Origin of the sequence: Dactylosporangium sp. NPDC000521 (assembly GCF_042898305.1) — a bacterium.
Taxonomy (GTDB): domain Bacteria; phylum Actinomycetota; class Actinomycetes; order Mycobacteriales; family Micromonosporaceae; genus Dactylosporangium.
In genome coordinates this window covers 582,493-604,925 of the sequence record NZ_JBIAYW010000005.1, presented here as the reverse complement: position 1 = coordinate 604,925, position 22,433 = coordinate 582,493, and the positions used below count along the sequence as shown (strand labels likewise).

The 22,433-nt window shown below is 70.5% G+C and carries 16 protein-coding genes and 2 pseudogenes; 14 read left to right on the top strand and 4 right to left on the bottom strand.

All coding sequences use genetic code 11. The annotated features are described in order from the left end of the window. Positions 1–142 precede the first annotated feature (142 nt). Both ACFY3L_RS20690 and ACFY3L_RS20685 read left to right on the top strand, forming a co-directional pair. Positions 143–831: pseudogene (locus ACFY3L_RS20690) on the top strand (APC family permease); the annotation flags it as partial. A 2-nt stretch (positions 832–833) separates the two neighbouring features. Beyond that, positions 834–1,001, top strand: a pseudogene (locus tag ACFY3L_RS20685) (acetamidase); the annotation flags it as partial. Between the two features lie 270 nt (positions 1,002–1,271). On the opposite strand, the gene ACFY3L_RS20680 reads toward ACFY3L_RS20685, so the two are convergent. Next, on the bottom strand, positions 1,272–2,300 hold the full coding sequence (locus ACFY3L_RS20680) for a LacI family DNA-binding transcriptional regulator (protein ID WP_389326058.1): 1,029 nt from the start codon (positions 2,298–2,300) through the stop codon (positions 1,272–1,274). A 156-nt stretch (positions 2,301–2,456) separates the two neighbouring features. On the opposite strand from ACFY3L_RS20680, the gene ACFY3L_RS20675 reads away from it, so the two are divergent. From ACFY3L_RS20675 to ACFY3L_RS20635, 9 genes are all read left to right on the top strand, one after another. After that, positions 2,457–3,713, top strand: coding sequence for an extracellular solute-binding protein (locus ACFY3L_RS20675; RefSeq protein WP_389326055.1), 1,257 nt, complete (start codon positions 2,457–2,459; stop codon positions 3,711–3,713). After that, on the top strand, positions 3,710–5,311 hold the full coding sequence (locus tag ACFY3L_RS20670) for an ABC transporter permease subunit (RefSeq protein ID WP_389326052.1): 1,602 nt from the start codon (positions 3,710–3,712) through the stop codon (positions 5,309–5,311). Before ACFY3L_RS20675 ends, ACFY3L_RS20670 begins: the two co-directional genes overlap by 4 nt. Continuing rightward, the gene (locus ACFY3L_RS20665; RefSeq protein ID WP_389326049.1) at positions 5,308–6,144 is read left to right on the top strand and encodes a sugar ABC transporter permease; all 837 of its coding nucleotides are present in this window, start codon (positions 5,308–5,310) and stop codon (positions 6,142–6,144) included. Before ACFY3L_RS20670 ends, ACFY3L_RS20665 begins: the two co-directional genes overlap by 4 nt. Continuing rightward, complete coding sequence (locus ACFY3L_RS20660; RefSeq protein ID WP_389326046.1) at positions 6,141–7,940, top strand: glycoside hydrolase family 13 protein; 1,800 nt, start codon at positions 6,141–6,143, stop codon at positions 7,938–7,940. Before ACFY3L_RS20665 ends, ACFY3L_RS20660 begins: the two co-directional genes overlap by 4 nt. 142 nt (positions 7,941–8,082) lie before the next feature. Then, positions 8,083–8,901 carry an aminoglycoside N(3)-acetyltransferase gene (locus ACFY3L_RS20655; protein WP_389326043.1) on the top strand — a complete coding sequence of 273 codons (819 nt, stop codon included), beginning with the start codon at positions 8,083–8,085 and terminating at the stop codon, positions 8,899–8,901. Positions 8,902–9,177: 276 nt separating this feature from the next. Next, the gene (locus ACFY3L_RS20650; RefSeq protein WP_389326040.1) at positions 9,178–9,873 is read left to right on the top strand and encodes a CPBP family intramembrane glutamic endopeptidase; all 696 of its coding nucleotides are present in this window, start codon (positions 9,178–9,180) and stop codon (positions 9,871–9,873) included. A gap of 256 nt (positions 9,874–10,129) precedes the next feature. Next, on the top strand, positions 10,130–10,921 hold the full coding sequence (locus tag ACFY3L_RS20645) for an SAM-dependent methyltransferase (RefSeq protein ID WP_389326037.1): 792 nt from the start codon (positions 10,130–10,132) through the stop codon (positions 10,919–10,921). 266 nt (positions 10,922–11,187) lie between these two features. After that, positions 11,188–12,996 carry an EAL domain-containing protein gene (locus ACFY3L_RS20640; protein WP_389326034.1) on the top strand — a complete coding sequence of 603 codons (1,809 nt, stop codon included), beginning with the start codon at positions 11,188–11,190 and terminating at the stop codon, positions 12,994–12,996. 413 nt (positions 12,997–13,409) lie between these two features. Further along, a complete protein-coding gene (locus ACFY3L_RS20635) occupies positions 13,410–14,444 on the top strand; it encodes an AI-2E family transporter (RefSeq protein ID WP_389326031.1) in 1,035 nt (344 codons plus the stop codon). Positions 14,445–14,456: 12 nt separating this feature from the next. Here ACFY3L_RS20635 and ACFY3L_RS20630 read toward each other — a convergent pair whose 3' ends face one another. After that, entirely contained in the window at positions 14,457–17,006 is a 2,550-nt protein-coding gene (locus tag ACFY3L_RS20630) for a cellulase family glycosylhydrolase (protein ID WP_389326029.1), read from the bottom strand. Positions 17,007–17,092: 86 nt separating this feature from the next. After that, the gene (locus tag ACFY3L_RS20625) at positions 17,093–18,124 is read right to left on the bottom strand and encodes a glycoside hydrolase family 26 protein (RefSeq protein WP_389326026.1); all 1,032 of its coding nucleotides are present in this window, start codon (positions 18,122–18,124) and stop codon (positions 17,093–17,095) included. Positions 18,125–18,405: 281 nt separating this feature from the next. Between ACFY3L_RS20625 and ACFY3L_RS20620 the strand changes: the two genes are divergently transcribed. After that, positions 18,406–19,146: a glycoside hydrolase family 16 protein gene (locus ACFY3L_RS20620; RefSeq protein WP_389326023.1), complete on the top strand. Its 741-nt coding sequence runs from the start codon at positions 18,406–18,408 to the stop codon at positions 19,144–19,146. A gap of 7 nt (positions 19,147–19,153) precedes the next feature. Here ACFY3L_RS20620 and ACFY3L_RS20615 read toward each other — a convergent pair whose 3' ends face one another. Then, positions 19,154–20,167: a LacI family DNA-binding transcriptional regulator gene (locus ACFY3L_RS20615; protein WP_389326020.1), complete on the bottom strand. Its 1,014-nt coding sequence runs from the start codon at positions 20,165–20,167 to the stop codon at positions 19,154–19,156. 281 nt (positions 20,168–20,448) lie between these two features. Here ACFY3L_RS20615 and ACFY3L_RS20610 point away from each other — a divergent pair, with 281 nt between their 5' ends. Both ACFY3L_RS20610 and ACFY3L_RS20605 read left to right on the top strand, forming a co-directional pair. Then, positions 20,449–21,954: a hypothetical protein gene (locus tag ACFY3L_RS20610; RefSeq protein WP_389326017.1), complete on the top strand. Its 1,506-nt coding sequence runs from the start codon at positions 20,449–20,451 to the stop codon at positions 21,952–21,954. A gap of 174 nt (positions 21,955–22,128) precedes the next feature. After that, positions 22,129–22,433: hypothetical protein (locus ACFY3L_RS20605; RefSeq protein ID WP_389326014.1), on the top strand; the 305-nt coding region annotated here is incomplete at its 3' end.

Genomic DNA, 22,433 nt, shown 5'->3' with positions numbered 1-22,433 from the left:
AACTGGCAGTTCACCCAGATCACCGCCACGTTCACCGGCTAAGCACCACCTGAAGTGACGAGAGGGCTGGCCCTGCTACAGGGCCAGCCCTCTTCAGTGCCTGCCGACCTGGGACGAGACGCCGCCACCGGGAACGCCGAGCGTGGGGATCTTCGGGTCGGTGTACAGCGGCTCCGGTGGCATGGTCGCGTTGACGTATCTGGTCGGGATGGTGGCGATGGTGTTCACCGCCGCCTCGTACGCGCAGATGGTGAAGGCGTTCCCCCTCGCCGGCAGCGTCTACAACTACGCGGGCGCGGGATCGCCGTGTGGGTCGGGTTCCTGGCCGGGTGGGCGGTCCTGCTGGACTACCTGCTCGTCCCGAGCCTGCTGTACCTGATCGCGGCGGTCGCGATGCACGCCACCGTCCCGGCGGTCCCGGTGTGGGCGTGGCTGCTCGGGTTCGTGGCGTTCAACACCGTGGTGAACCTGCGCGGCATCCGGATGACCGCGCTGATCACCCGGATCATGCTGGTCGGCGCCCTGGTCGTCCTGGCGGTCTTCCTGGCCGTCGGCGTGTGGGCGCTCATCAACGATCAAGGCCGCGGGTTCTCCTGGGAGCCGCTGTTCAACAGCCACACGTTCACCTGGTCGCTGGTGTTCGGTGCGGTGTCCATCGCGGTGCTGTCGTTCCTCGGCTTCGACGGCATCTCGATGCTGGCCGAGGAGAACACCGGTGGCGCGGGCCAGATCGGCCGGGCGATGGCCGCGGCGCTGGGCGTGGCCGGGTTGCTGTTCATCGCGCAGACGTGGGTCGCGGCGCTGCTCGTCCCCGACCCCGCCGGGCTCCTCCGGCCGGTGTGGTGCGCTACCGCGCCCGCCGCTCGGAGTACACAGTGGACCTGCCGCTCGACCCGATGCTCGGCACCGTCGGCATCGCCCCGGCCGGTGGCGAGGCGCGGTCGACGATCGTCCCGGACCAGCGCGGCGGGAACCTCGACACCCCTGAGCTGCGCACCGGGGCGCCACGAGCGGAAGCGGCCGGACACCCGCCGGCGACCTGTCGCTGCCGGACCGGCAGGGGTGGCGCCTGGAGGCCGACGAGCTCATGACCGCGCTCGGGGCGTACGGCTCCCTCACCCTCACCGGCCCGGCGGTGCCGACCCGTACGTTCCCGGCACGGCCCGGCAGCCTCGACCGGATCCTGCAGCGCGGTTTCGACCGCACGCTGCCACCTCCGCGGAAGGTACTGCCGGCGGCTGCGAGGGGTCTGGTGTCTGTGGCGGGGCCGTTCAGGTCTGTGGCAGCGCGGAGGCGGCGGACTGTCGGCGTGTGGACAAGCGGACAACGAGCTCGGGTGCGAACAGGTACTCGGTCTTCTTACCTGGGCGCCCCCTGATCTCGTCGATGATGGTGCGGACGGCGGCGATGCCCATGGCATGCACCGGCTGACGGATGGTGGTGAGCGGCGGTTCCGTGAACGACATCAGAGGTGAGCCGTCGGCGCCGATGACGGACACGTCCTCTGGCACTCGGAGACCTTGACGGCGGATGGCCCGGATGGCGCCGAGGGCCATCATGTCGCTGCCGCAGACGAATGCGGTGGCGCCACGCGCGAGCAGGGCGGTGGCCGCGGTGTGGCCGCCTTCGACGTCGAACGGGGCGAGTTCCACCATGTCCGTATGAAACGCGCCGGTCATCTCCAGCAAGGTTGACCGGTATCCGGCCAGGCGCCGTTGGACGGTGGAGTACCGGACCGGTCCGCTCACGAAGCCGATGCGTGTGTGGCCGAGCTCGACGAGATGCCGCGTGGCCAACTGGCCGGCGACGACATCGTCGCAGGACAACGTCGTGACCGGCAGCTCGGGCAGGTGGCCGTTGACGAAGACGATCGGCACCCGCTGACGCGCGAGGTTGACATAGCGTTCGCGGTCGATGGTGGTATCGGCATGCAGTCCTGAGACGAAGATGATGCCGGACACGCTGCGGTCCAGCAGCATACCCACGTACTCGTCCTCGCCGGCGCCTTCGGGTGTCTGCGTGCACAGCACGGCCGTGTAGCCATGCCTGGCCAGGGTCATCTCGATGACCTGCGCGAATGCCGGAAAGATCGGGTTCGTCAGCTCGGCCACGATCAGCCCGACCAGACCGCTGCTGCGCGGACGTAGGTTGGCCGGCCGGTCGTAGCCGAGGACGGCGAGCGCGGTCAGCACCGCTCGCCGCGTGCCCGGGCTGACGCCCGGCTGTTCGTTGAGCACCCGCGAGACCGTTGCCTTGCTGACGCCTGCCTGGCGTGCGACCTTGTCGAGCTTCGCCGTCATGCCGAGATTCTGGGCATGTCTGAAACAGATTTCAAGTATCTGAAACAAGATAGCAATTCGCTGGAAGATCTTTCGCAACATGTTGCAGCGGGGCTAGCTTCCCCAGGCGGCGTCACCCCGGCGCCCCACACACCCCGTCCCGGGATGGAGACACCCGTGCGTAACCGCCTCGCAATGGTTGCCGCTGTACTTGCCATCGGCATGTCGTTGACCGCGTGCACCAGCAGTGATTCCGGTACAGAACAGACACCAGCACCCGGGGGTGCGACCCTGATCATCTGGGCCGACACGAAGCGCGCCGACACGCTCAAGCCGTTTGCGCAGCAGTGGGCGGCCAAGAACGGGGTGAAGGCCGAAGTCGTAGGAATCCCCCAGAACCAGCAGCAGGCGTTCACCACCGCGGCGCAGGCCGGCCAGGGCCCTGACGTGATGGTCGGCGCCCACGACTGGATCGGCAATCTCGTGCAGAACGGTCTGATCGACCCCATCCAGCTCAACCCCGAGCAGATGGCCGGCTATGTCGACGTGGCGCGCAAGGCCGTCACCTACAAGGGTCAGGTCTACGGTGTTCCGTACGCCGTGGAGAGCTTGGTGCTGTTCCGTAACACCTCGCTGGTGCCGGCGGCTCCGAAGACGTTCGACGAGCTCACGGCGATCGGCGCCGATCTGAAGGCCAAGGGCAAGGTCGACGAGATCGTCGGATACCCGGTCAGCCAGCAGGACGGCCAGTCGGGCGACACGTACCACATGTATCCGCTGTACACCTCGGCCGGCGGCTACCTGTTCGGCGCTGACGGCAACGGCGATCCCGACCCCAAGGACCTCGGGCCGGGAACGCCCGCGTCCGTCAAGGCGTTTCAGAAGATCAGCGAATTCGGCGAGAAGGGCAAGGGAGCTCTGAAGCGCTCCTTCACCTCGGACAACACCACGGCCGCGTTCGCAGGGGGCAAGACAGCGTTTCTCGTCGCTGGGCCGTGGCGCCTCGCCGACGTGCGCAAGTCGGGCATCCCGTATGACATCAGCCCGATGCCCGGCTTCGCCGGGGCAGGTGCGGCCCAGTCCTTCGTCGGCGTTCAGTCGTTCTTCGTCGCGAGCAAGGGGAAGAACAAGGCTCTGGCGCAGGAGTTCGTGACCAACACTCTCGCCTCGGCGGAGGTGGCCAAGGCGCTGTTCGACGCCGAACCGCGTACGCCGGCGCTGAAGTCGGCCATCGAGGCGGCCAGCGCCAAGGACCCCGACGTGGCGAAGTTCCTCGCGGCGGCACAGAACGGTGTCCCGCTGCCGGCGATCCCGCAGATGATCGCGGTCTGGGGCCCCTTCAACACCCTGATCCACGCTGTCGTCAAGGGCGAGCCGGTGGAGCCGGCGGTTCAGGCGGCGGGCAAGGCCATCGCGGAGCAGCTCAAGTCATGACCGAGCACAGCCTTGCGGGGGAGGAGCTCGCTCCTCCCCCACGGGGTGCCTCCGCGCCCCCGCCACGACACCGCCGCTGGCCGGATTCGCTGTCCGCCACCGTCCTGCGCATTCTCGTCGCCGGTTTCCTGGCCGGCGTCGGGCTCTGGGCAGCGAGCCCGCTGCTCGCCGCGCGCAACTGGGCCGGCCTCGCGGTCGTCACGGTTGTCACGTCAGCCGCGCTCGTCATCTATCTGTCGCCGCGGCGACTTGCCGCCAAGTACCTGTTGCCCACCACACTGCTGATCCTCGCGTTCCAGGTGTTCCCCGTCGTCTACACCATGGCGCTGGCGCTGACCAATGTCGGAGACGGGCACCTCGGCTCCAAGCAGGATGCGATCACGGCCATCGAGACGTCCTCGGTGCGCCGTGAGCCCGGATCGGCGACGTACCATCTCACCGTCGCCGTACGGGACGGCGGCATCGCATTCCTGCTCGCCGATCCCACCAGCCGGGCCGCGTTCGCAGGCGACACGGCAGGGCTGCATCCGCTCGCGGCCGGCGAGGTCACGCTCGACCCGGACGGGCGGATCGCGGCCGCCGACGGCTACCGCGTTCTCACCGTCGGTGAGGCAGCCGCACGTACGAGCGACATCACCGGACTTGCGGTGCCGGTCTCCGGTGGCGCGATCCGCAGCCAAGGGCTCAGCCAGGCGTACCGAGGCGTGGCCACCCAGAAGTATGACGGCGCATGCGACTGCGTCCACGCCACGGACAAGACCTACCACGCGGATCCGGAACACGGCCGGTTCGTGGCAGACGACGGCACGACGCTGCCACAAGGCTGGAAAGTCGGCGTCGGCGCGGGCAACCTGATCGCGCCGGTCACCGACTCCCGCATCCGTAACGGATTCCTCGGAGTGCTCGCCTGGAACATGACGTACGCCGTCGGCGTCGTGACGTTGACCGCGGCGCTGGGCATCGTCACCGCCGTCGTGCTGCACGACCGAGCGATGCGCAGGGTAGGTCTGTACCGCACCATCATCGTCCTGCCGTATGCGATGCCGGCGTTCGGCATGCTGCTGGTCTGGCGGGACATGTTCAACACCGACTTCGGCCTGATCAACTGGCTGTTCGGCACACACATAGACTGGCTGGGAACGCCCTTGACGGCGCGGCTCTCGGTCCTGCTGGTGCAGCTTTGGCTCGGATTCCCGTACATGTTCCTCGTGGCGACCGGAGCACTGCAGGCGATCCCCTCTGAACTGCCCGAAGCGGCCCAGGTGGACGGCGCGAACTTCTGGCAGAGATTCCGCCACGTCACCCTGCCGCTGCTGCTTCTCGCGCTCGCGCCGCTGCTGGTGTCGTCGTTCGCCTTCAACTTCAACAACTTCAACGGAGTCTTCCTCGTGACCTCCGGCGGCCCGTTCCCGGCCGACGACCCTACCGTCGGCGCCACCGACCTCCTGATCACCTACACGTATCGACTGGCCTTCGGCCAGCAGGGCGCCCAGTACGGACTGGCCGCAGCGATGTCGATCTACGTCTATCTCATCGTGACGGTGCTCTCCATCTTCAGCTTCCGCCGCACCCGCGCATTCAAGGAGGTGGACCTGTGAGACGTGGACTTCTCGTACGACACCTGACCGCAACAGCCGTAGCCGCCTTCGCGATCCTCCCCGTCGTCTTCGTTCTGTCTGCGGCCCTCAACCCCCTGGGCACGCTGAGTTCCACGACGCTGATACCGAACGGCGCCGGGCTCGGCAACGCGCGGCGGCTGTTCACCACGACGGCGTTCGGCACCTGGTACACCAACTCCATCCTGGTGTCCGTGCTCACTGGCTTCATCGCGGTCGCCGTCTCGGCCGTCTCCGCATACGCGTTCAGCCGATTCCGGTTCCGCGGGCGACGCGCCGGCCTCGTCTCGCTCCTGGTGATCCAAGCCTTTCCGCAGTTCCTGGCTCTGGTGCCCCTCTACGTCATCTTCAGCGCCCTGACCGACTACTGGCCCGCCTTCGGACTCAACAGCATCTGGGGTGTGGTGATGCTGTACGTCGGCGGCCAGGTCGGCGTGAACACCTGGCTCATCAAGAGTTTCTTCGATTCCATCCCACGGGAACTCGACGAGTCGATGCTGTTGGACGGGTGCACCCCGACGCAGGCGTTCCGGCTGGTCATCCTTCCGCTCTCCCGGCCGATCCTCGCGATCGCGGGCCTGCTGGTCTTCATCGCCACGATCAACGAGTTCCTCATCGCCAGCGTGTTCCTGACCGGCGACAGTCAGCGCACCCTCGCTGTCGGCCTCTACGGGCTGATCGCCGGCGAGCGAAACTCCAGCTTCGGCATGTTCGCAGTCGGAACACTGCTCACCGCGGTCCCGACGATCGTCGTCTTCCAGTTTCTGCAGCGCTACATCGTCAACGGCCTGACTGCGGGATCGGTGAAGGGATGACCGCGCCTGACCTCGGATTCCACCACGACGGATCCGCCGACCATGTCAGCACCCTCACGCCGGAACCGGGTGAGGCCGTGACCGTCTTCGTCCGCACGCCGCGCACCCAGCGCGAGGGTGTCTTCGTTCGCACGGTTCGTGACGGGGAGCCGCATTTCACCGCGGCAGTGGCTGACCGCGAGACCGACGACGAGATCTGGTGGCGGGCCGACATCACGGTGCACAACCCGGTGACGCAGTACCGGTTCCTGGCGACCGGGTCGGCCGGCTACCGATGGCTGAACGCTGCCGGACTCTGGTCCCACGACGTGCCCGACACCGCCGACTTCCGGCTCGTCGGCCACCCGCCACCGCCGAACTGGGCGGCCGACGCCGTGGCATACGAGATCTTCCCGGACCGTTTCGCCCGCTCGGACGCCGTCACGGCACCGCCCGGCTGGGCATTCGCCGCCGACTGGGACGACCCCGTGCAGGGACACGGCGAAGGCGCCGCCCGCCAGCTCTACGGCGGGGACCTCCATGGCGTCCGGGAACGGCTCGACCACATCGGATCACTCGGTGCCAACCTGCTCTGGCTGACCCCGGTCTTCCCAGCGCGGTCCAACCATCGCTACAACGCCTCGACGTTCGAGCACGTCGATCCGCTGCTCGGCGGGGACGCCGCCTACCGAACGCTCATCGACGAGGTGCATGCTCGCGGCTGGCGGATCGTCGGCGACCTGACCACCAACCACTGCGGCGACGACCATCCATGGTTCACCGCGGCAATGTCACAGGAGGCCTCCGCAGAACGCGGGTTCTTCTGGTTCACCGGCGGCCGGCCTGGCTATGAGTCGTGGATGGGCGTCCCTTCGCTGCCGAAGTTCAACTGGAGCGACCCGGAACTCGTCGAACGCATGGTGGCCCGGCCCGACTCCATCATCCGCCGCTGGCTGCGCACCGGCCTTGACGGATGGCGCATCGACGTCGCCAACATGACCGGCCGGCACCACGACGCCAACCTCACGACCGAGGTCGCCGCCCGGATTCTCCAGGCTGCGACCACCGAACGACCGGATGCGCTGCTGATCGCCGAACACGCGCACGATGCCACCGCCGATCTCGATACCGGCGGCTGGCACGCCACGATGAACTACGCCGGCTTCACCAGGCCGGTATGGACCTGGCTCCGCGGCGAGGACACGCGTCTGGAGTTCCTCGGTCTTCCGACACACGTGCCCAGGCTCGGCGGCAAGGACGCGGTCCGGACCATGCGCATGTTCGCGGCCCAGATGTCGTGGCGGACCTACACGCACTGCTGGTCGGTGCTCAGCTCACACGACACCGCCCGGATCCGCACCGTCTGCGGCAGTCCCGACCTCACCAAAGTCGCCGCAGGACTCGCCTACACGCTGCCGGGAACCCCGATGATCTTCGCCGGAGACGAGATCGGCCTGCGAGGCGACTTCGGTGAGGACGGGCGACGGCCGATGCCCTGGCACCGCACGAGCACATGGGACACCGATCTCCTTGCCACCTACCGTGCGCTCGGCGCCCTGCGAGCCCGCGAGACGAGCCTGCGCCACGGCGGCCTTCGCTGGCTCCATGTCGGTGACGACGTAGCCGTCTTCGCCCGCGAGCACGCCGGCGAGACCGTACTTGTCCAGGCGGCCCGGGCCGCCCACCAACCGGTCCGGATCCGGCTGCGTACCGAGGCTGAGTCGATCTTCGGGGACGGCCCGCGTCTCATGCCCAACCGCGAGGGGTGGACCGGACTCCCCGGGGACGGGCCGGCATTCCGCGTCTGGCGATACTGACCGGCGGGGTGCCGGTCACGTCCGGCGATGTTTCAGCCGGCGCAGGGAATCGGCCCCGGCCTTGTCGAGGACCGGGGCCGATTCGTTGCCGGCTTTGGACATGACGGCCGGTTCCAGTGGCCCGGATGAGGAGGGTTGGCAGGTGTCTTTCGTAACTGTCGAGCGGTTGGCCGAGAATCTGCGCAGGCTGGGGGTGGACGAGGGTTCGGTCGTCCTCGCGCATGTCTCGCTGTCTCGGATCGGCAGGGTGGTAGGGGGTGAGCAGGCGGTGATCGAGGCCCTGCTCGAGGCCCTGGGCGAGTCGGGGACTCTGGTGATGCCGGCGCAGTCCTGGCAGCTGTGCGACCCGGCGTACCTTGACGAGCCGGACGTGCCCCGCGAGGTCTGGCAGCTCGTGCGCGACCATCTGCCGCCCTACGATCCCGCCGTCACTCCGACCAGGACGATGGGTGCGGTGGCGGAGCTGTTCCGCACCATCCCCGGCGCGCTGCGCAGTGCCCATCCCCATCGTTCGTTCGCCGCCGTCGGACCGTGCGCAGCCGAAATCGTCGCAGTGCACGACCTGGACTCTCCGAACGGGGAACGGTCTCCGCTGAGAACGTTGTACGACCTGGACGCGAGGACGTTGCTGCTGGGCGTGGGGCATGCCAAGAGCACGATCCTGCACCTGGCCGAGCACCGCAGCGGCACGCTGACCGAGATGGTGCGAAATGGCGCGCCGCTGCTCGTCGACGGCGTGCGACGGTGGGTCGAGTACGACGAGAAGGTCGTCCACGATCATGATTTTGAACAGGTTGGCGCGGACTTCGCCGAACAGACCGGGCTTCAGCGCACAGGGCAGGTCGGGGAGGCAACCGCCATCCTGGTCCCGCAGCGCCCCCTGGTGGACCACGCCGCTCGGTGGTTCGCCGCGCACCGCACCCCGGCACACCAGGGCGGAATCCGCGGCAAACGCCACTGAAACGCCACTGGAACGCCACTGGGCGCCGGCGGAATGTCTGTGTCTTGTGTCAGCGGGTTTGCCGCCGGTCTCCGGTGGTATCGGCAGTCTTGGTCCAGGTGAGAGCGCACGAAGCGTCCGCCCGGTCCGGTTGACGTTGCCGGGATTCGTGTCCGGCTGTCCGGAGCATGGCGGACAACCCGCGTTCAACCACGAGGCGGCCCGTCAGAGGGCTTGATGGAGACGAGCCGTGCGACGGCCTCGGACACGAGGTGGCACGAGGCAGGTGAGGCACCGATGGACGACCGGGCCTTCGCCGGAATCCTGTCCCCCCGACAGGAACTGGCGGAGCTGGGCGTGTTCCTGCTGCTGCTCGTGCCGCCGCTGGTGCTGCCGTTCTTCGCGGCCGGGCAGGCCACTCTGCCCTTCCCCCTGCTGGCCGCGGCGACGATCGCGCGCGACGCGGGTCTTGTCGCGCTGGTCCTGCTGCTGCTGGCTCGCGCCCGGCAACCGGTCGCGGCGATCGGCTGGACCGGCCACAAGGTCTGGCGGGAGGTCGCCTGGGGGGTCGCCCTGACGGTGCCGGTCCTGATCGGGTCGCAGGTGCTGGACGCCGCCCTCCGCAGCGCGGGCCTGTCCGGGCCACGGCCGTCCGGTGCGGGCCTGGTGCCCGCACCCGGTATCGGACAGCTGCTCCTCGCCGTGGCGCTGGTCGCGGTGGTCGCCGTCGCCGAGGAGACGGTCTTCCGCGGGTATCTGATCCTGCGGATCGCGGGCGTCCTGAGAAGCCGTGGGTGGGCAGTGCTGCTGTCCTCGGTGATCTTCTCCATCGGGCACGGCTACGAGGGCAGCGCAGGACTGCTGACCGTGGGTGCGACCGGCGTGGCCCTCGCCGCCGTCTACGTCTGGCGGCACAGTCTTGTGGCACCGATGGTGATGCACTTCCTGCTGGACCTTCTCGCGATCGTGGTGGCACCTCTCCTGCTCCGCTGAGCCGCCCGGGTGAGAACCACGAGCACAGCAGGCCAGGAAGCCGGCCCGCTCCGGCCGTCAGCACCTCGAACGCCTCCAGCGACCGCTCGTTGAGCGGCACAGCCCACCGCCGCCTCGCGAACCGCGTACGGTGGTCGGCGCCGTGGTGCGGGCCGTCTTTCGGCTGATGTGTCGTGACGCGATGACTTGTACGGTGGCGTAAGGCTGATCGCCTGGCCGTGCTCGGAGAGGAAAGCTGGTCATGTTGCCGGAGTGGGTGCCTGACGGGGTTGACATCACCACACCGAACGCAGCACGGGTCTACGACTACGCGCTCGGTGGATTCCACAACTTCGAGGTCGACCGCCGGTTCGCTGAGGACGCCGAACGCGCGTGGCCCGGCGTGACCCAGCTCGCGCACGACAACCGTGCCTTCCTGGGCCGGGCGGTGCGATGGCTGGCCGGGACCGGGATACGACAGTTCCTGGACCTCGGCTCGGGTATCCCGACGCTGGGCAACGTCCACGAGGTGGCCCAGCATGCCGACAGGGACGCACGGGTCGTGTATGTCGACATCGATCCGGTGGCTGTCGCGCACGGCCGGCGGATCCTGGCCGGCAACCGGTATGCCACCGCGGTCCAGGGTGATCTCCGCCGCCCCCAGGACATCCTCGCTCATCCCGAGGTGGCCGAGCTGATCGACTTCTCCGAGCCGGTCGGCCTGCTCATGGTGGCGGTCCTGCACTTCATCGCCGACAGCGACGACCCGGCCGGCATCCTGCGGCAGTTCGCCGACGCCACCGTGACCGGCAGCTGCGTCGTGCTCTCGCACGCGGTCCCGGCCGTCGACGCGGCGGGGCAGGAGAATGTGCGACGGCTGTACCAGAGCACCCCGACGTCCCTGCACGTACGTACCCCGGCCCAGGTCATGGAGCTGTTCGCCGGTTGGCAGGCGCTGGATCCCGGCCTGGTGCCGATCAGTGACTGGCACCCAGACCCTGAGGACGCCGACGACCCCGCACAGCGTTCAGCGGTCGGCGGCGTGGCCCGCAAGGTGACCACCCGATAAGGTGCTGGCACGGCCGGGCAGCGTTCACCCGTTCGATGGACGCGCTGGCTCTCGACGCCCCGCGAGGTTGACAATGGCGTGTCGGAGGCGTCCGCCGCCTTCCAGTCCGCCGCGGAATGGAAGAAGGGTTCGCACATGTCGCGGTCAACGGCAAGCGCACGCGTCGGCACCACGCCGGTCACTGCCGAGCGCCGGCGGCCCGCGTCGCCGCGGCACGCGCTGGGCCATGAGCTTCGCCGGCTGCCGAGCCGCGGGCAGCGCGAGCGGTGACGGCATCCCACCCCGAGCCCCGGGCCAGCCCGGCGCAGGAACCCGGGCACGGCAACGGCCCGCCGGCTGACGATCTGGTCACCGCGTTCGCGGCGGCCTGGGAACGGAGCCTGCCCCGGACGAACTTCGTCGCTGGTGGACGGGCACGCCGCCGGCAGATCCTCCAGGACCTGACCCGGCGGCTGCTCGGCGCGTTGACCGGTCCTGTCGCCGACCCGCACGCCGGCTACTGGGTCGGCGGTGCCCTCGTCCGCAACGCCATGTCCGATCCACAGATCATGGCGGCGAGCATGCGCATCTTGCGCCAGCGGCTCCTCGCCGACCTGCGGATCACGGGGCAGGCATCCGAGGACCGGCTTGCCGTGCTCATCGAACAGATGGCGCTCGGCTTCACCACCACGCTGCAGAACCGGGTCCGTGACGCGGCGGAGGGGGTCAGCCGGGACGAACGTGAGGCCTGGCGATCCCACCAGCAGCAGTTGCAGCAACAGGTCCGGCACGCGTTGCTGCACGACCCGCTGACCGGCCTGCCGAACCGGGCGGCGCTCACCGCATTCCTCGACACCGTCATCGCCCGGAAGCCGGCCACGCGCATCGGCGTGTGCCTGCTCAACCTCCAGCGGTTCGCCGCGATCAACGACACCTTCGGCACCGGCATCGCGGACCGGCTCCTCCAGGACATCGCACGCCGGCTCCGCGGTCTCGCCATTGAACGGGACCACTACCTCGCCCACCTCGGAGCCGACACCTTCGCCCTCGTCGCCGAGGACACCACCGGACCTGACGACGCCGTCAAGGCCGCCGACGCGGCACTGCGGCTCGTCCAGCACCCGTGCCGGGTCGGCGGCCACGACCTGCCGATCACCGCGAAGGCCGGCATCGTCGAGCGCGCCGCCGGCGGGAACAGCCCGGGTGGCCTGCTCCGCGCGGCAGCGATGGCGCTGACCTGGGCGCGGCGCGACGCCCCGGCGACATCATGGTCGCTGTTCGAGCCGGCCCGCGAAGCGCTCGACATCCGCCGCCACCAACTCACCCACACCCTGCCGGCGGCCGTGCGGGGCGGCGACTTCACCCTCGCTTACCAGCCGGTCGTCCGCCTCCGCGACAACACCATCACCGGCATGCACGCGCTACCACGCTGGAATCACCCCAGGCTCGGGCCCGTGCCCGCCAGGGAGTTCCTCGACCTCGCCGAACGCATCGGGCTCGTGACTCCGCTGAGCACCCACCTCCTGCACGCGGCCTGCGCCCGAGCCGCGACGTGGCAGTCCGCGCCGGAGCCGCCGACACTCAGCATCGACTGCGCCACCACCCACCTCCGCGACCCGAACATCGTCACCACCGTCACCGATGCGCTCGACGCCAGCGGCCTCCCACCAGGCCGGCTGCAGCTCGCGGTGACCCAGGACGCCCTGTCGGAGTCCAGCGACGCCATCGCCTTCACCCTCGACGGTCTGGCCCGCACCGGGATCGGCATCGCCGTCAACAACACCGGCGGCCCCGCCCACCTCGCCGAGTCCCCGATCAGCACCGTCATCCTCGACCCACGCCTCCTCGACGGCATCGACGTCTACCTGCCGACGTACAGGTCGAGCATCACGACGCTCGCCTGGCTCGTCGAGATGTTCCACGACCTCGCCCGCACCGTCACCGCCACCAACGTCCACCGGCGCGACCAGCTCGAAGCCCTCAACGACCTCGGCTGCGACACCGCCCGCGGCGACTACCTCGCCCACCCGATGACCCCGGAAGCGGCCGACCAGCTCTTCAACCCCGACAGCCGGCCATTCCCCGCATCGCCCTGACATTGCGTCGTGTGAAGCGCCCTCATCCGGTGCGGGTGGTCCGGCGGGGCGGCCGGGTACGCAGATCGTCCCTCCTTCCGAGCGAGGCGGTCCGGCGGCGAAGCGGTGACCGTTAGTGCTACGAAACTGCGCGCCGGCCGGGCTACGCGCGACGTGGCCTGTTGACGGCGCCAGCTCACCCTCACCGGAGGAGTGCTGGGCATGGCGGAGCAGGGAGCACCGCAGGGAGCGGCGGTGGATCGCGAACTGCATGTTCCTTCCCTGCTCCCCGGTCTGCTCCCTGGGCTGCGACCTGGCCTGCTCGCTGCTGATCATCGCGCCGGATGTGTTCGTCGTCAGGGCCGCGGATGTTGATCCGCCCCCGTCGCACGCCGTCGCAGCGGTTGTCGCACCGCCTGCGGACGGTGGGCTCCGTGGCCTGGTCACTCGTCGGTGTGGCGCTGTTGGTGGTCGCAGCGATTCTCCTGCTCGTCGTCCTGCGGCCCATCGTGATCTCGCTGCTGGTCGCCCTGTTCCTGGCCATCGCGTTCCTGCCGATCGTCGACGGCCTCGCGCGGCATCGCGTGCCCCGCAGTGCCGGCGCGGCCGCCACGCTCCTGCTCGTGGTCGCGCTGGGCGCCGGCGCGATCGCGCTGGTCGTGTGGGGCGTGGCGAGCCAGCGGGAACAGATCAGCCAGAACCTGGACTCGGCCGTCAGCCAGCTGCACCGCATCCTCGACTCGGCAGGAGTCGACGGCAACGCGGCCGAGGCCGGCCGGCAATCCGTCAACCAGTCGGGCGACATCCTCGTGGCCGGCCTGCTGCCGGCGCTGGGCAACCTGCTCGGCGCCAGTGTCAACGTCCTGCTCGGCCTGTTCGTGGCGCTGTTCGTCTGCTTCTTCCTGCTCATGAACGGTCACGCCATCACCGCCCGGGCCGCCGGCCGGCTCCCGCTGCCCGGGCACCTGGGTCAGCGCCTGCTCGGCCGGGCCGCCGCGGTCGTCCGGCACTACTACGGCGGGCTGACCTTCATCGGCGCGTTCAACGCCGCCGTGGTCGCGATCGGCGCGCTGCTGCTGCGGGTGCCGCTGGTGGGCGCGATCGCGGTCGTCACGTTCCTCGGAGCGTACGTGCCCTACCTCGGCGCCGCGGTCGCCGCGATGTTCGCCGTGCTGATCGCGCTCGGCAGCGGCGGGCAGTCGGCCGCGCTGTGGATGATCCTGGTCGTCGTGCTCGCCAACGGCCTGCTCCAGAACCTCGTCAGCCCGATCGCCTTCGGTGCCACGCTGCGGATGAGCCCACCGGTCGTCCTCCTCGCCACGCTGATCGGCGGCGCGCTGGCGGGCGTCGCCGGGCTCGCGCTCGCCACGCCGGTGACGGCGATCGTGGCCCGCAGCATCGACCTCCTGAGGGAGCCACCTCCGGCGGCGGACGCAGACGACCTGCCGCCGCCCGGGACGGAGGTGTAGTGGAGGACCCGGTCAGGCGGCCATGATGGAGTAGGCGCCGCCGGCGCAGCCGGTGATGCGCCAGCCGCCCGGCACCTGCTCGGCCGACGCGTTGAGAACGTTCGTGGTGCGCAGGCGCGGCGTGGATTCGCCGGGGAACCAGATGTCGACCTGGCAGTTCGCCGGGTCGGGCGGGGCGGTCGCGGTGATCCGCAGGTCGGTGCCGTGCGCGCCCGCCGTCAGTGACTCCAGCCGCCCGGGGAGGACCCGGGCGTAGGCTCGGGCGAGGGGTTCGGCGAAGGGTGCCGGTGGTGGGGTCGACGCACCCGTACGGCAGTCGACCGCGACCAGGTTGCCGGACGTGGCGGCGTCGGCGCCGGTCTCCGGCGAGCCGCAGCCCTGCCGCCAGACCCAGAACGCGCCGCCGATGCCGAGCCTGTCCTGGGCTGCGGCGAAGCGCCGCACCTTGGCACCGTCCGCTGCGGGATCGCCGAACCAGCCCCATTCGCCGGGCCACAGCGCGGCGCCGTAGGCGGCGGCTGCGCGGGCCGACACGGTGAGGTTCCGCTCGATCGACGCGATCGTCAGGCCGAGACTCTGGTCCATGCTGATGGATTCGCTGTACGGGTGCGGGGCGAACACCAGTTGCCGGTCCGCGGTGAACCCGGGCGGTGGGGTCACGTCGAAGCCGAGGCCGGACCACAGCACGCTCGGCTGGAAGAAGGCGATGTGGGCGAACCCGCCGGCGGAGTTCTCGGCCGCGCGGATCGCGGTGATGGCGGCGTCGTAGAACCGGCCCAGCAGCAGCCCCGAACTGGTCGGCGGGTTGGGCCCGATGCCCGGCTCGTTGAGCAGGTCGTACCCGGCGACGGCGGGTTCGCCGGCGAAGGCGCGGGCGACGAACGCCCAGGTGCGGACGAGCTCGGTCTGGATGCCGTCCCGGTCGGAGTACAGGTTGCCGAACGCCGTCGCCACCGCGGGCGCGAGGTCCCGGGCCAGGAACTGGCAGTGCGCCGTGCCGTCGGTGATCGTCGCCCAAGCCGGCGCGCCGTCCCAGCCGGTGGTCGGCGTGGTGGCGCCGCCGCACCGCTCGGACGGCCGCGCGAGGGCGTTGCCCCACGCGTCCTGGTGCATGTCCAGCACGGTGTAGATCCCGTGTGCCTTGGCCGCGGCGACCGCCGCCTGGATCTCGCGGAGGTACGACTCGTCGAACCTGCCCCGTTCGGGCTCCAGCAGCGACCACGACATGCCGAGGCGGATCACGTTGAAGCCCATCGCCGCCATCTGGGCGAAGTCACCGTCGGTCAGTGGCTGGGTCGCCGGTACAGCTGGATCGCGCAGATAGTAGTCGATCAGCTGGTTCACGTTGACGCCCCGCAGGATCACCTGCCGGCCGGTGACATCGCCGATCGTGGCCATCCCGGCAGGGCCGGGCGCCGGGTGCACCTGGAGCCGTTGCATTCCGCCGGCCCCCGCGACCGCGGCGGAGGACGGCGGTCCGGGCCGGGCCGGTGCGCCGATGATCGGCGCGAGCGCGAGGAGCAGCGCCCCGACCGCCACGAGGGCCGCCAGCCGCGGTCGCGGGTGGGGACGCGGCAGCAGGACCGACGGCCACCGCGAGCCGAGCCCGGCCAGCAGCGCGACGAGGAGCGCCGCGGTCAGGCCGACGGCCGCGCCGTAACTGAGCCCGGTCGCGGTGCCGATCAGCGCGGTGCTGATCCACCAGTTGTCCGGCCCGCCGCCGGAGAGGCGGCCGGACAGCGGCGCGACCGCCGCACCGACGACACCGAGGCCGAGGCCGGCGACCACCGAGGCCAGCCACACGATCACGCCGCCGGCGAGCGGGCCGCCGTCGGGCAGCCGGCGGGTAAGGGTCCGCACGACCGCCGCGACGGCGGCGAGGAACACGGCCATGCCGAGGAGGAATCCGAGCACGCCGTTGGCGGCGGTCGGGGCGACGAGGAACCCCGCGAACGCGTACCCGACCGGGCCGCCGCGCCACCACTGCGACGCCGGCCCAACTGCGGCGAGCGCGGCCACGGCGTACACCACGAGCACAGGCACGAGGACCGGCCGCGCCGTCCGGGGCTCGGCCCGGGCGTGGGCTGCCGGCCCGGCGCGGTGGGCGAGCGCGGCGCAGGCGGCGACCACCGCGCCGACGACGATGTACTTCAACGCCGCGAAGCCGCTCGTGCTCACCGTGTACCGCAGCGCCGAACCGGCGGAGAGGTGCGGCCCCAGTACAGGAACTGCCGACACGAAGCCACTCGCGGCGCTCGCCCAGGCGCCCGCGCCGACGGTCGCGACCCAGGCGGCGACGAACACCCACCGGGACGCCGACCGCCGGCCGACGAGCAGGACCGGCACCGCCGCGCCGGCCAGGAGGACCGGAAGCCCGACCACGAGGGGTGCCCAGCGGTAGGTGCTGCCGGCGCCCGCGAGGGGCAGCCCCCGGCCGCCGACCGGTGCGAGCAGACCCGAGGGGTCCGTCACGGCGCCGGCCGCGACGACGGCGACGAGCAGCGCGACAACGGTCGCGGCGGCGCGGCCCTGCGGCGCTGCCCAGATCCGTCGGAGGCTCATGAGGGCGGGATGGCAGTCATGGTGAACGCGATTCTTGCTCGCGTTCGCCGGTTTGTCAGCCCCTTCCTCGTCCGCGCCCGATCAGGTCACCTTCGGTAGTGCGCGGCGATGCGGGCCAGTTCCGCTCCCCGCCCGTTCATGTACCGCTGCCGGACCCAGGACGTGAAGGCGGCGAGCGCGGCCGGCGACGAGCCCGGCGACCAGGCCTCCTCCTTGGTCAGATCGAAGTACGTGAGCAGCTTGAGATCGGGGTACGCGCCCGTGCGCAGCGTCGTGTTCATGTTCCGCAGCCACTGCGCCTTGTCGCCGCCGTCCTCGGTCGATGCGAACTCGCCGATCGTCACCGGCCGGTTCGGCGCGACGGCGCGGGCCTTGGCGTATGCGGCGGCGAAGGTCTCGTCGAAGGTGGTCCAGTGGTTGCCTGCCGGGTCCCACGAGGGGCCGAATCCCCAGTTGTAGCCGTCGATGCCGACCCAGTCGACGTACGCGTCGCCGGGGTAGGCGGCCGCCGGGTCGTTGTAGGGCGCATCCGGTGACGAGCCGTTGTTGAAGGCCCACACCCACTGCACGTTGCGCGCGCCGGCGGCCACGACGAGGTCGTGCACGTGGCGGTACGCCCGCACGTACCGGTCCGGGTCGGCGTTGTTGTTGGCGATGCCCCACGGGTACCAGTTGCCGTTGAACTCATGACCCCAGCGGACCAGGATCGGCAGGCGCACGGCGGCGAACTCCCTGGCGCGCGCCGTGATGTAGCCGTCCCACGAACCGTCGATGATGTCCTGCAGGTGGATCTGCGCGGGGTCGTTCGCGCCGAGGGCGGTGTCCCAGGGCTCCCAGGTGTAGTGCGGCATGATGCCGTGCCGCCAGAGCGTCCTGGCCTCCGCCACCGGGAAGGGGCGACCACTCCCCCAGCTGTCGAACCACATCACGCTGGCCGGGGTGACGCCGTAGAGACTTCTGACGTTGGCGGCGATCGTGGTGGGGTCCTCCTCCCGGAACATGCCCAGGTAACGCGTCGCCGGTGTGTCCCGGCCGGCCCCGGCCGCGGCGGTGCCGGCGCCGGACACCACCAACGCGACGGCGGCGGCCGCCGCGCACAGCAGTGTTCGCATCCGCATGTTGCCTCCCAGTCGATGTCGGGAGCGCCCTCTCGCCGCGCCGTTGATAGACAGCGGCAATTGGTAGCGCTTCCAGTTTCAAGCTAGCGGCGGGCGGCCGTGGCGTAAAGAGGCGGGGCTCGATCCTTGACAACAGCGCCGCTGGATCACACGCTGTCATCGACGCAGCCGGGTCAGATCAACTGGAAGCGCTTCCGGTGTCCATAGCCTGCCGGCCCCGCGTCCGGGATCCCGCCAAATCCCCGTTCGTCGACTGGAGACGTCACATGTTGAGGACTCGATTGACCGCGTTGGTCCTCGCCACCCTCGGCCTCACCGCCGGGCTGAGCGTGCCCAACGCGGAGGCCGCCATCGGACCCAGCTTCGTGGACAACCTGAACGCGTTCGACACCGGCCGCTGGCACAAGGCCAACGGCTACAGCAACGGCGGCATGTTCAACGCCGGCTGGCGCGCCGACCACGTCTGGTTCAACGGCGGCGTCATGGGCATCAACCTGGACACCACGTCCTGCCCGAGCGGTTGCTCCGGCAAGCCCTACGCATCCGGCGAATACCGCAGCAACGACCTGTTCTCGTACGGGCGCTTCGAGGCGCGGCTGAAGGCCGTCAAGAACCCCGGCACCGTGACCTCGTTCTTCACCTACACCGGGCCCAGCGACGGGCAGCCGTGGGACGAGATCGACGTGGAGATCCTCGGCAAGAACACCAACCAGCTGCAGACCAACTACTTCACCGGCGGCGTCGGCGGTCACGAGACCGTCATCAACCTCGGGTTCGACGCCTCGGCCGGCTACCACAACTACGCCTTCGAGTGGTGGAACGGGGGCACCATCAACTGGTTCGTCGACGGGAGGCTCGTCCACCAGGAGAACGGCTCGCGCGGGGCACTGCCCACCCGCCCGCAGCGCATCATGATGAACCTGTGGCCCGGTGTCGGCGTCGACGGCTGGCTGCAACCGTTCCGCTACCCGGGCAGGACGCTGACCGCCACCTATGAGTGGGTGAAGTACACCAGGTACTGAACCGCGGTCAGGCCGACTCCCGCACGACCAGCTTCGCGGGCAGGATGAGCGACGTCGGCTGGGCGCCGTCCAGCAGCTCGACCAGCATGCGGGCGGCCTCGCGACCCAGCGACTGCACCGGCTGGTGCATGGTGGTGAGCGTCGGGTCGGTGTGCAGCGCGATGGGCACGTCGTCGAAGCCCACCACGGCCACGTCGCCGGGGACCGCTCGGCCGGCGTCACGCAGCACCCGCAAGGCCCCGGCCGCCATGTTGTCGTTGGCGGCGACCACGGCGTCGAGGTCCGGATGTGAGCGCAGCAGCGCGCGCATGGCCTCGGCGCCGCTCGCCTCCAGGAAGTCGCCGGGAGCGGTCGCGTACGGCTCGAGGCCGGCCAGGAGCAACGCCTCCGTGTACCCGCGAAGACGCTCCCGGCCCACGGCGGTGTCCTCCGGACCGGCGATCATCGCGATGCGGCGGCGGCCACGAGACAGGAGATGCTCGGTCGCGGCCCGCGAACCACCGGCGTTGTCGACGTCGACGTAGTAAGGCGGCGTCCCGTGTACCGGCAGGCCGATGAACACCGTCGGCAGGCCCGACTTCGTGGCGATGTCGATCAGGGGGTCGGCGCCGCGCGTCGCGACCAGCATCACGCCGTCGGCGCCCCGGGTCTGCAGGAATTGCCGCAGCCGCCGCTGGCCGTGATCGTTGGTGGCCAGGCTGAGCATGAGGTGCAGGTCGGTCTTCTCCAGCGCGGCGGACGCGCCGACGATGACCTGCGCGAAGAACGGGTCACCGAACACCTCGGGCCCGTCGCCGCAGACCGCCAGCACGACCACACCGGTCTGCCGGGTGGCCAGCGCCCGCGCGCTGCGGTTGGGGGTGTACCCGAGCTCCCGGATCGCCTTCTCGACGGCGTCCCGCTTGGCGCGGCTCACGTTGGGGCCGTTGTTGATCACCCGGGAGGCGACGGTGCGGGACACCCGGGCACGCTCGGCGACCTCGTCAAGGGTCGGCGGTCGAGACGGGACCGGTGACGGCATGCCTGGTCCCTCCGCTCACGGTCCAGCCATGGTAGGTAGCCCCGCGCGGACCTGTAAAGTTCCCTGCCCCGCACCCAGCTGCGGCTCGGTCGCTGACAACGCCTCGACCGATCAGCGCCGGCAGCCGGCCGTTGCGCGGCAACCGGTTTCGGCCCGCCGTCGCAACGATCGGCCGATCCCGGACGTGTCTCGCATCACCTGCGTGCCCTGCAGCGCGGCGCGCCTGCTTGGAACTTCCGCCTGGCGGGAACGAACGGCGTGCGGATCGCGTCTGATCGCCCATGAGGAACGTTTCGGTGACGCTGGCGTGGCTGACGCATCCCGTGTCCGCGGTCGCGGTGCTCGTGCTGCTGGTGAACGACCGCCTCCTCAAGGCGGCCGCGCCGGGCGTGGTGACCGGCAAGCTGAGCGACGTCGCCGGTCTGGTCTTCGCCCCGGCGCTGGTCGCGGCGGTGTGCTGCCTGCTGGTCCCCCGCCTTCCGGCGCGATGGGCGGCGGCCGGTTCGACGGTACTGGTGGGCGCGGCGTTCGCCGTGGTCAAGGCGGTGCCCGGCGGTGCCGATGTCGCGTCGGCGGCGTGGAGCGTGATCCGCCCGTCGACGATCCTCGCCGACCCCACCGACCTGCTCGCGCTGCCCGCGCTCGGGATCGCCTGGTGGGTCCGGGGCCGGACGCTGACGCCGGTGGTGTCCGCATCGATCGCGCGCGGTGTCCGCGCCGCCGTGGTGCTGCCGTTCGCGGTGCTGGGCGTCGCCGCGACGAGCGCGCCGTACTACTCGGCGGTGGACCGGGTCGTGGTCGTCGACGGGCAGGTGCGGGTGCTGCGGTACAACGCCTTCCACGGCCTTCCCGACGGCCCCGGCGACCTCGCCGACGCCGCGGCGACCGTGGACGGCACCACCTGGACCGCCCTCAAGGAGCCCGTCACACCGGACCTGCCGCCGCGTGCCACGAGCGCGTGCGTGCCGGACCGGCCGGACGTGTGCTACCGGGTCGTGCCGGGCCGGCTCGCCGTCGAGGAGAGCACCGACGCCGGGCGGACCTGGCGGATGTCGTGGCAGGTGACGGAGGGGCGGCGCACGTTCCTCGCCCGGGGCGACAGCGACCTGCGGTCGCCCCGCGAACACCTCAGCGCCGCGGACATCGCGATCCTGCCCGCCGCCGGCGGCTACCGCGTGTTCGTCGCCAACCGGCGCGACGGCATCGCGATCCGGCAGCCGGACGGGGCATGGCAGCGCATCGGCCTGCCGTACGCCGGTGGGGTCGAGCCGCCGGCGCCGCTCACCGCCCCCGGCAAGCACGTCTGGGCCGAGTACGCCCTCGCCGTGGCGATCGGGTCCGCGCTGTACGTCCTGGGCCTGCTGCCGGCCCTGTCCCGGCGGCGGGTGCTGGCCGGCTTCGCGGCGGGCACCACCGTCCTCGGCGCGATCATCGCCGCGCTCGCCCAGCTGGTGGGCTCGTTCCTGGATATCGGGTTCACCCTGATCGGCATGGGCGTCGGCCTCGCCGGCCTCGTGTGGTGGATCGCCACCGTCGCCGGCGACCCACGACCACGGCCGTGGCTGTGGCCCGCGCAGGCGGCCCTGGCAGTCACCGCCGCCGCGGGCGTCATCGCGACGTTCTACGGCTGGTCGGCGGGCCACCCCGACGCATACTCCACGGCGGCCGGCATCGCCGGCGCGGTGACCGGCACCGCCGTGGCCGGCACCGTCGTCCTCGTCCTGTTCGGCCGTGGCCCGGCGGCCCGGCCCGAGCCCGAGCCCGAGTGGACCACCAACGGCGGCTGACCTACGAAGGTCGCGAACCAGACGGCACTGTCGGCTGCAGCGAATCACGTCGGCGGAGTGACGCACGGGCACCCTGCAGCGGCCGAGGCTGGCCGAGAGATCAGGACACATTCCGGGCAAGGGCCGGCGACCGGTCCGCAGCTGCCCCGGCGCGGCCGCAAACGGGAGGCACACATGACCGCAGGTACTGCTGAACGAACCCAACCGCAGGCTGAGGAGGAGTGCGGAGGCGGCGGTGGTGAAGAGCAGAGCATGCTCCCCTTGCTGCTGACGGCGTTGATGGCGCGCCGGAAGCGGCAGGGTGAGAGCATGGTGGAGCATCCGCTGCTGCTCGCCGCGCTCGCCAGCCGGCGGCAGGAGGGCAAGAACGTCTTCGAACACCCGCTCCTCATCGCCGCGCTGATGCGACAGCGACAGGAAAGCAGCGAAGAAGGCATCGAGCACCCGCTCATGCTCGCCGCCATGATGGCCAGCCGACG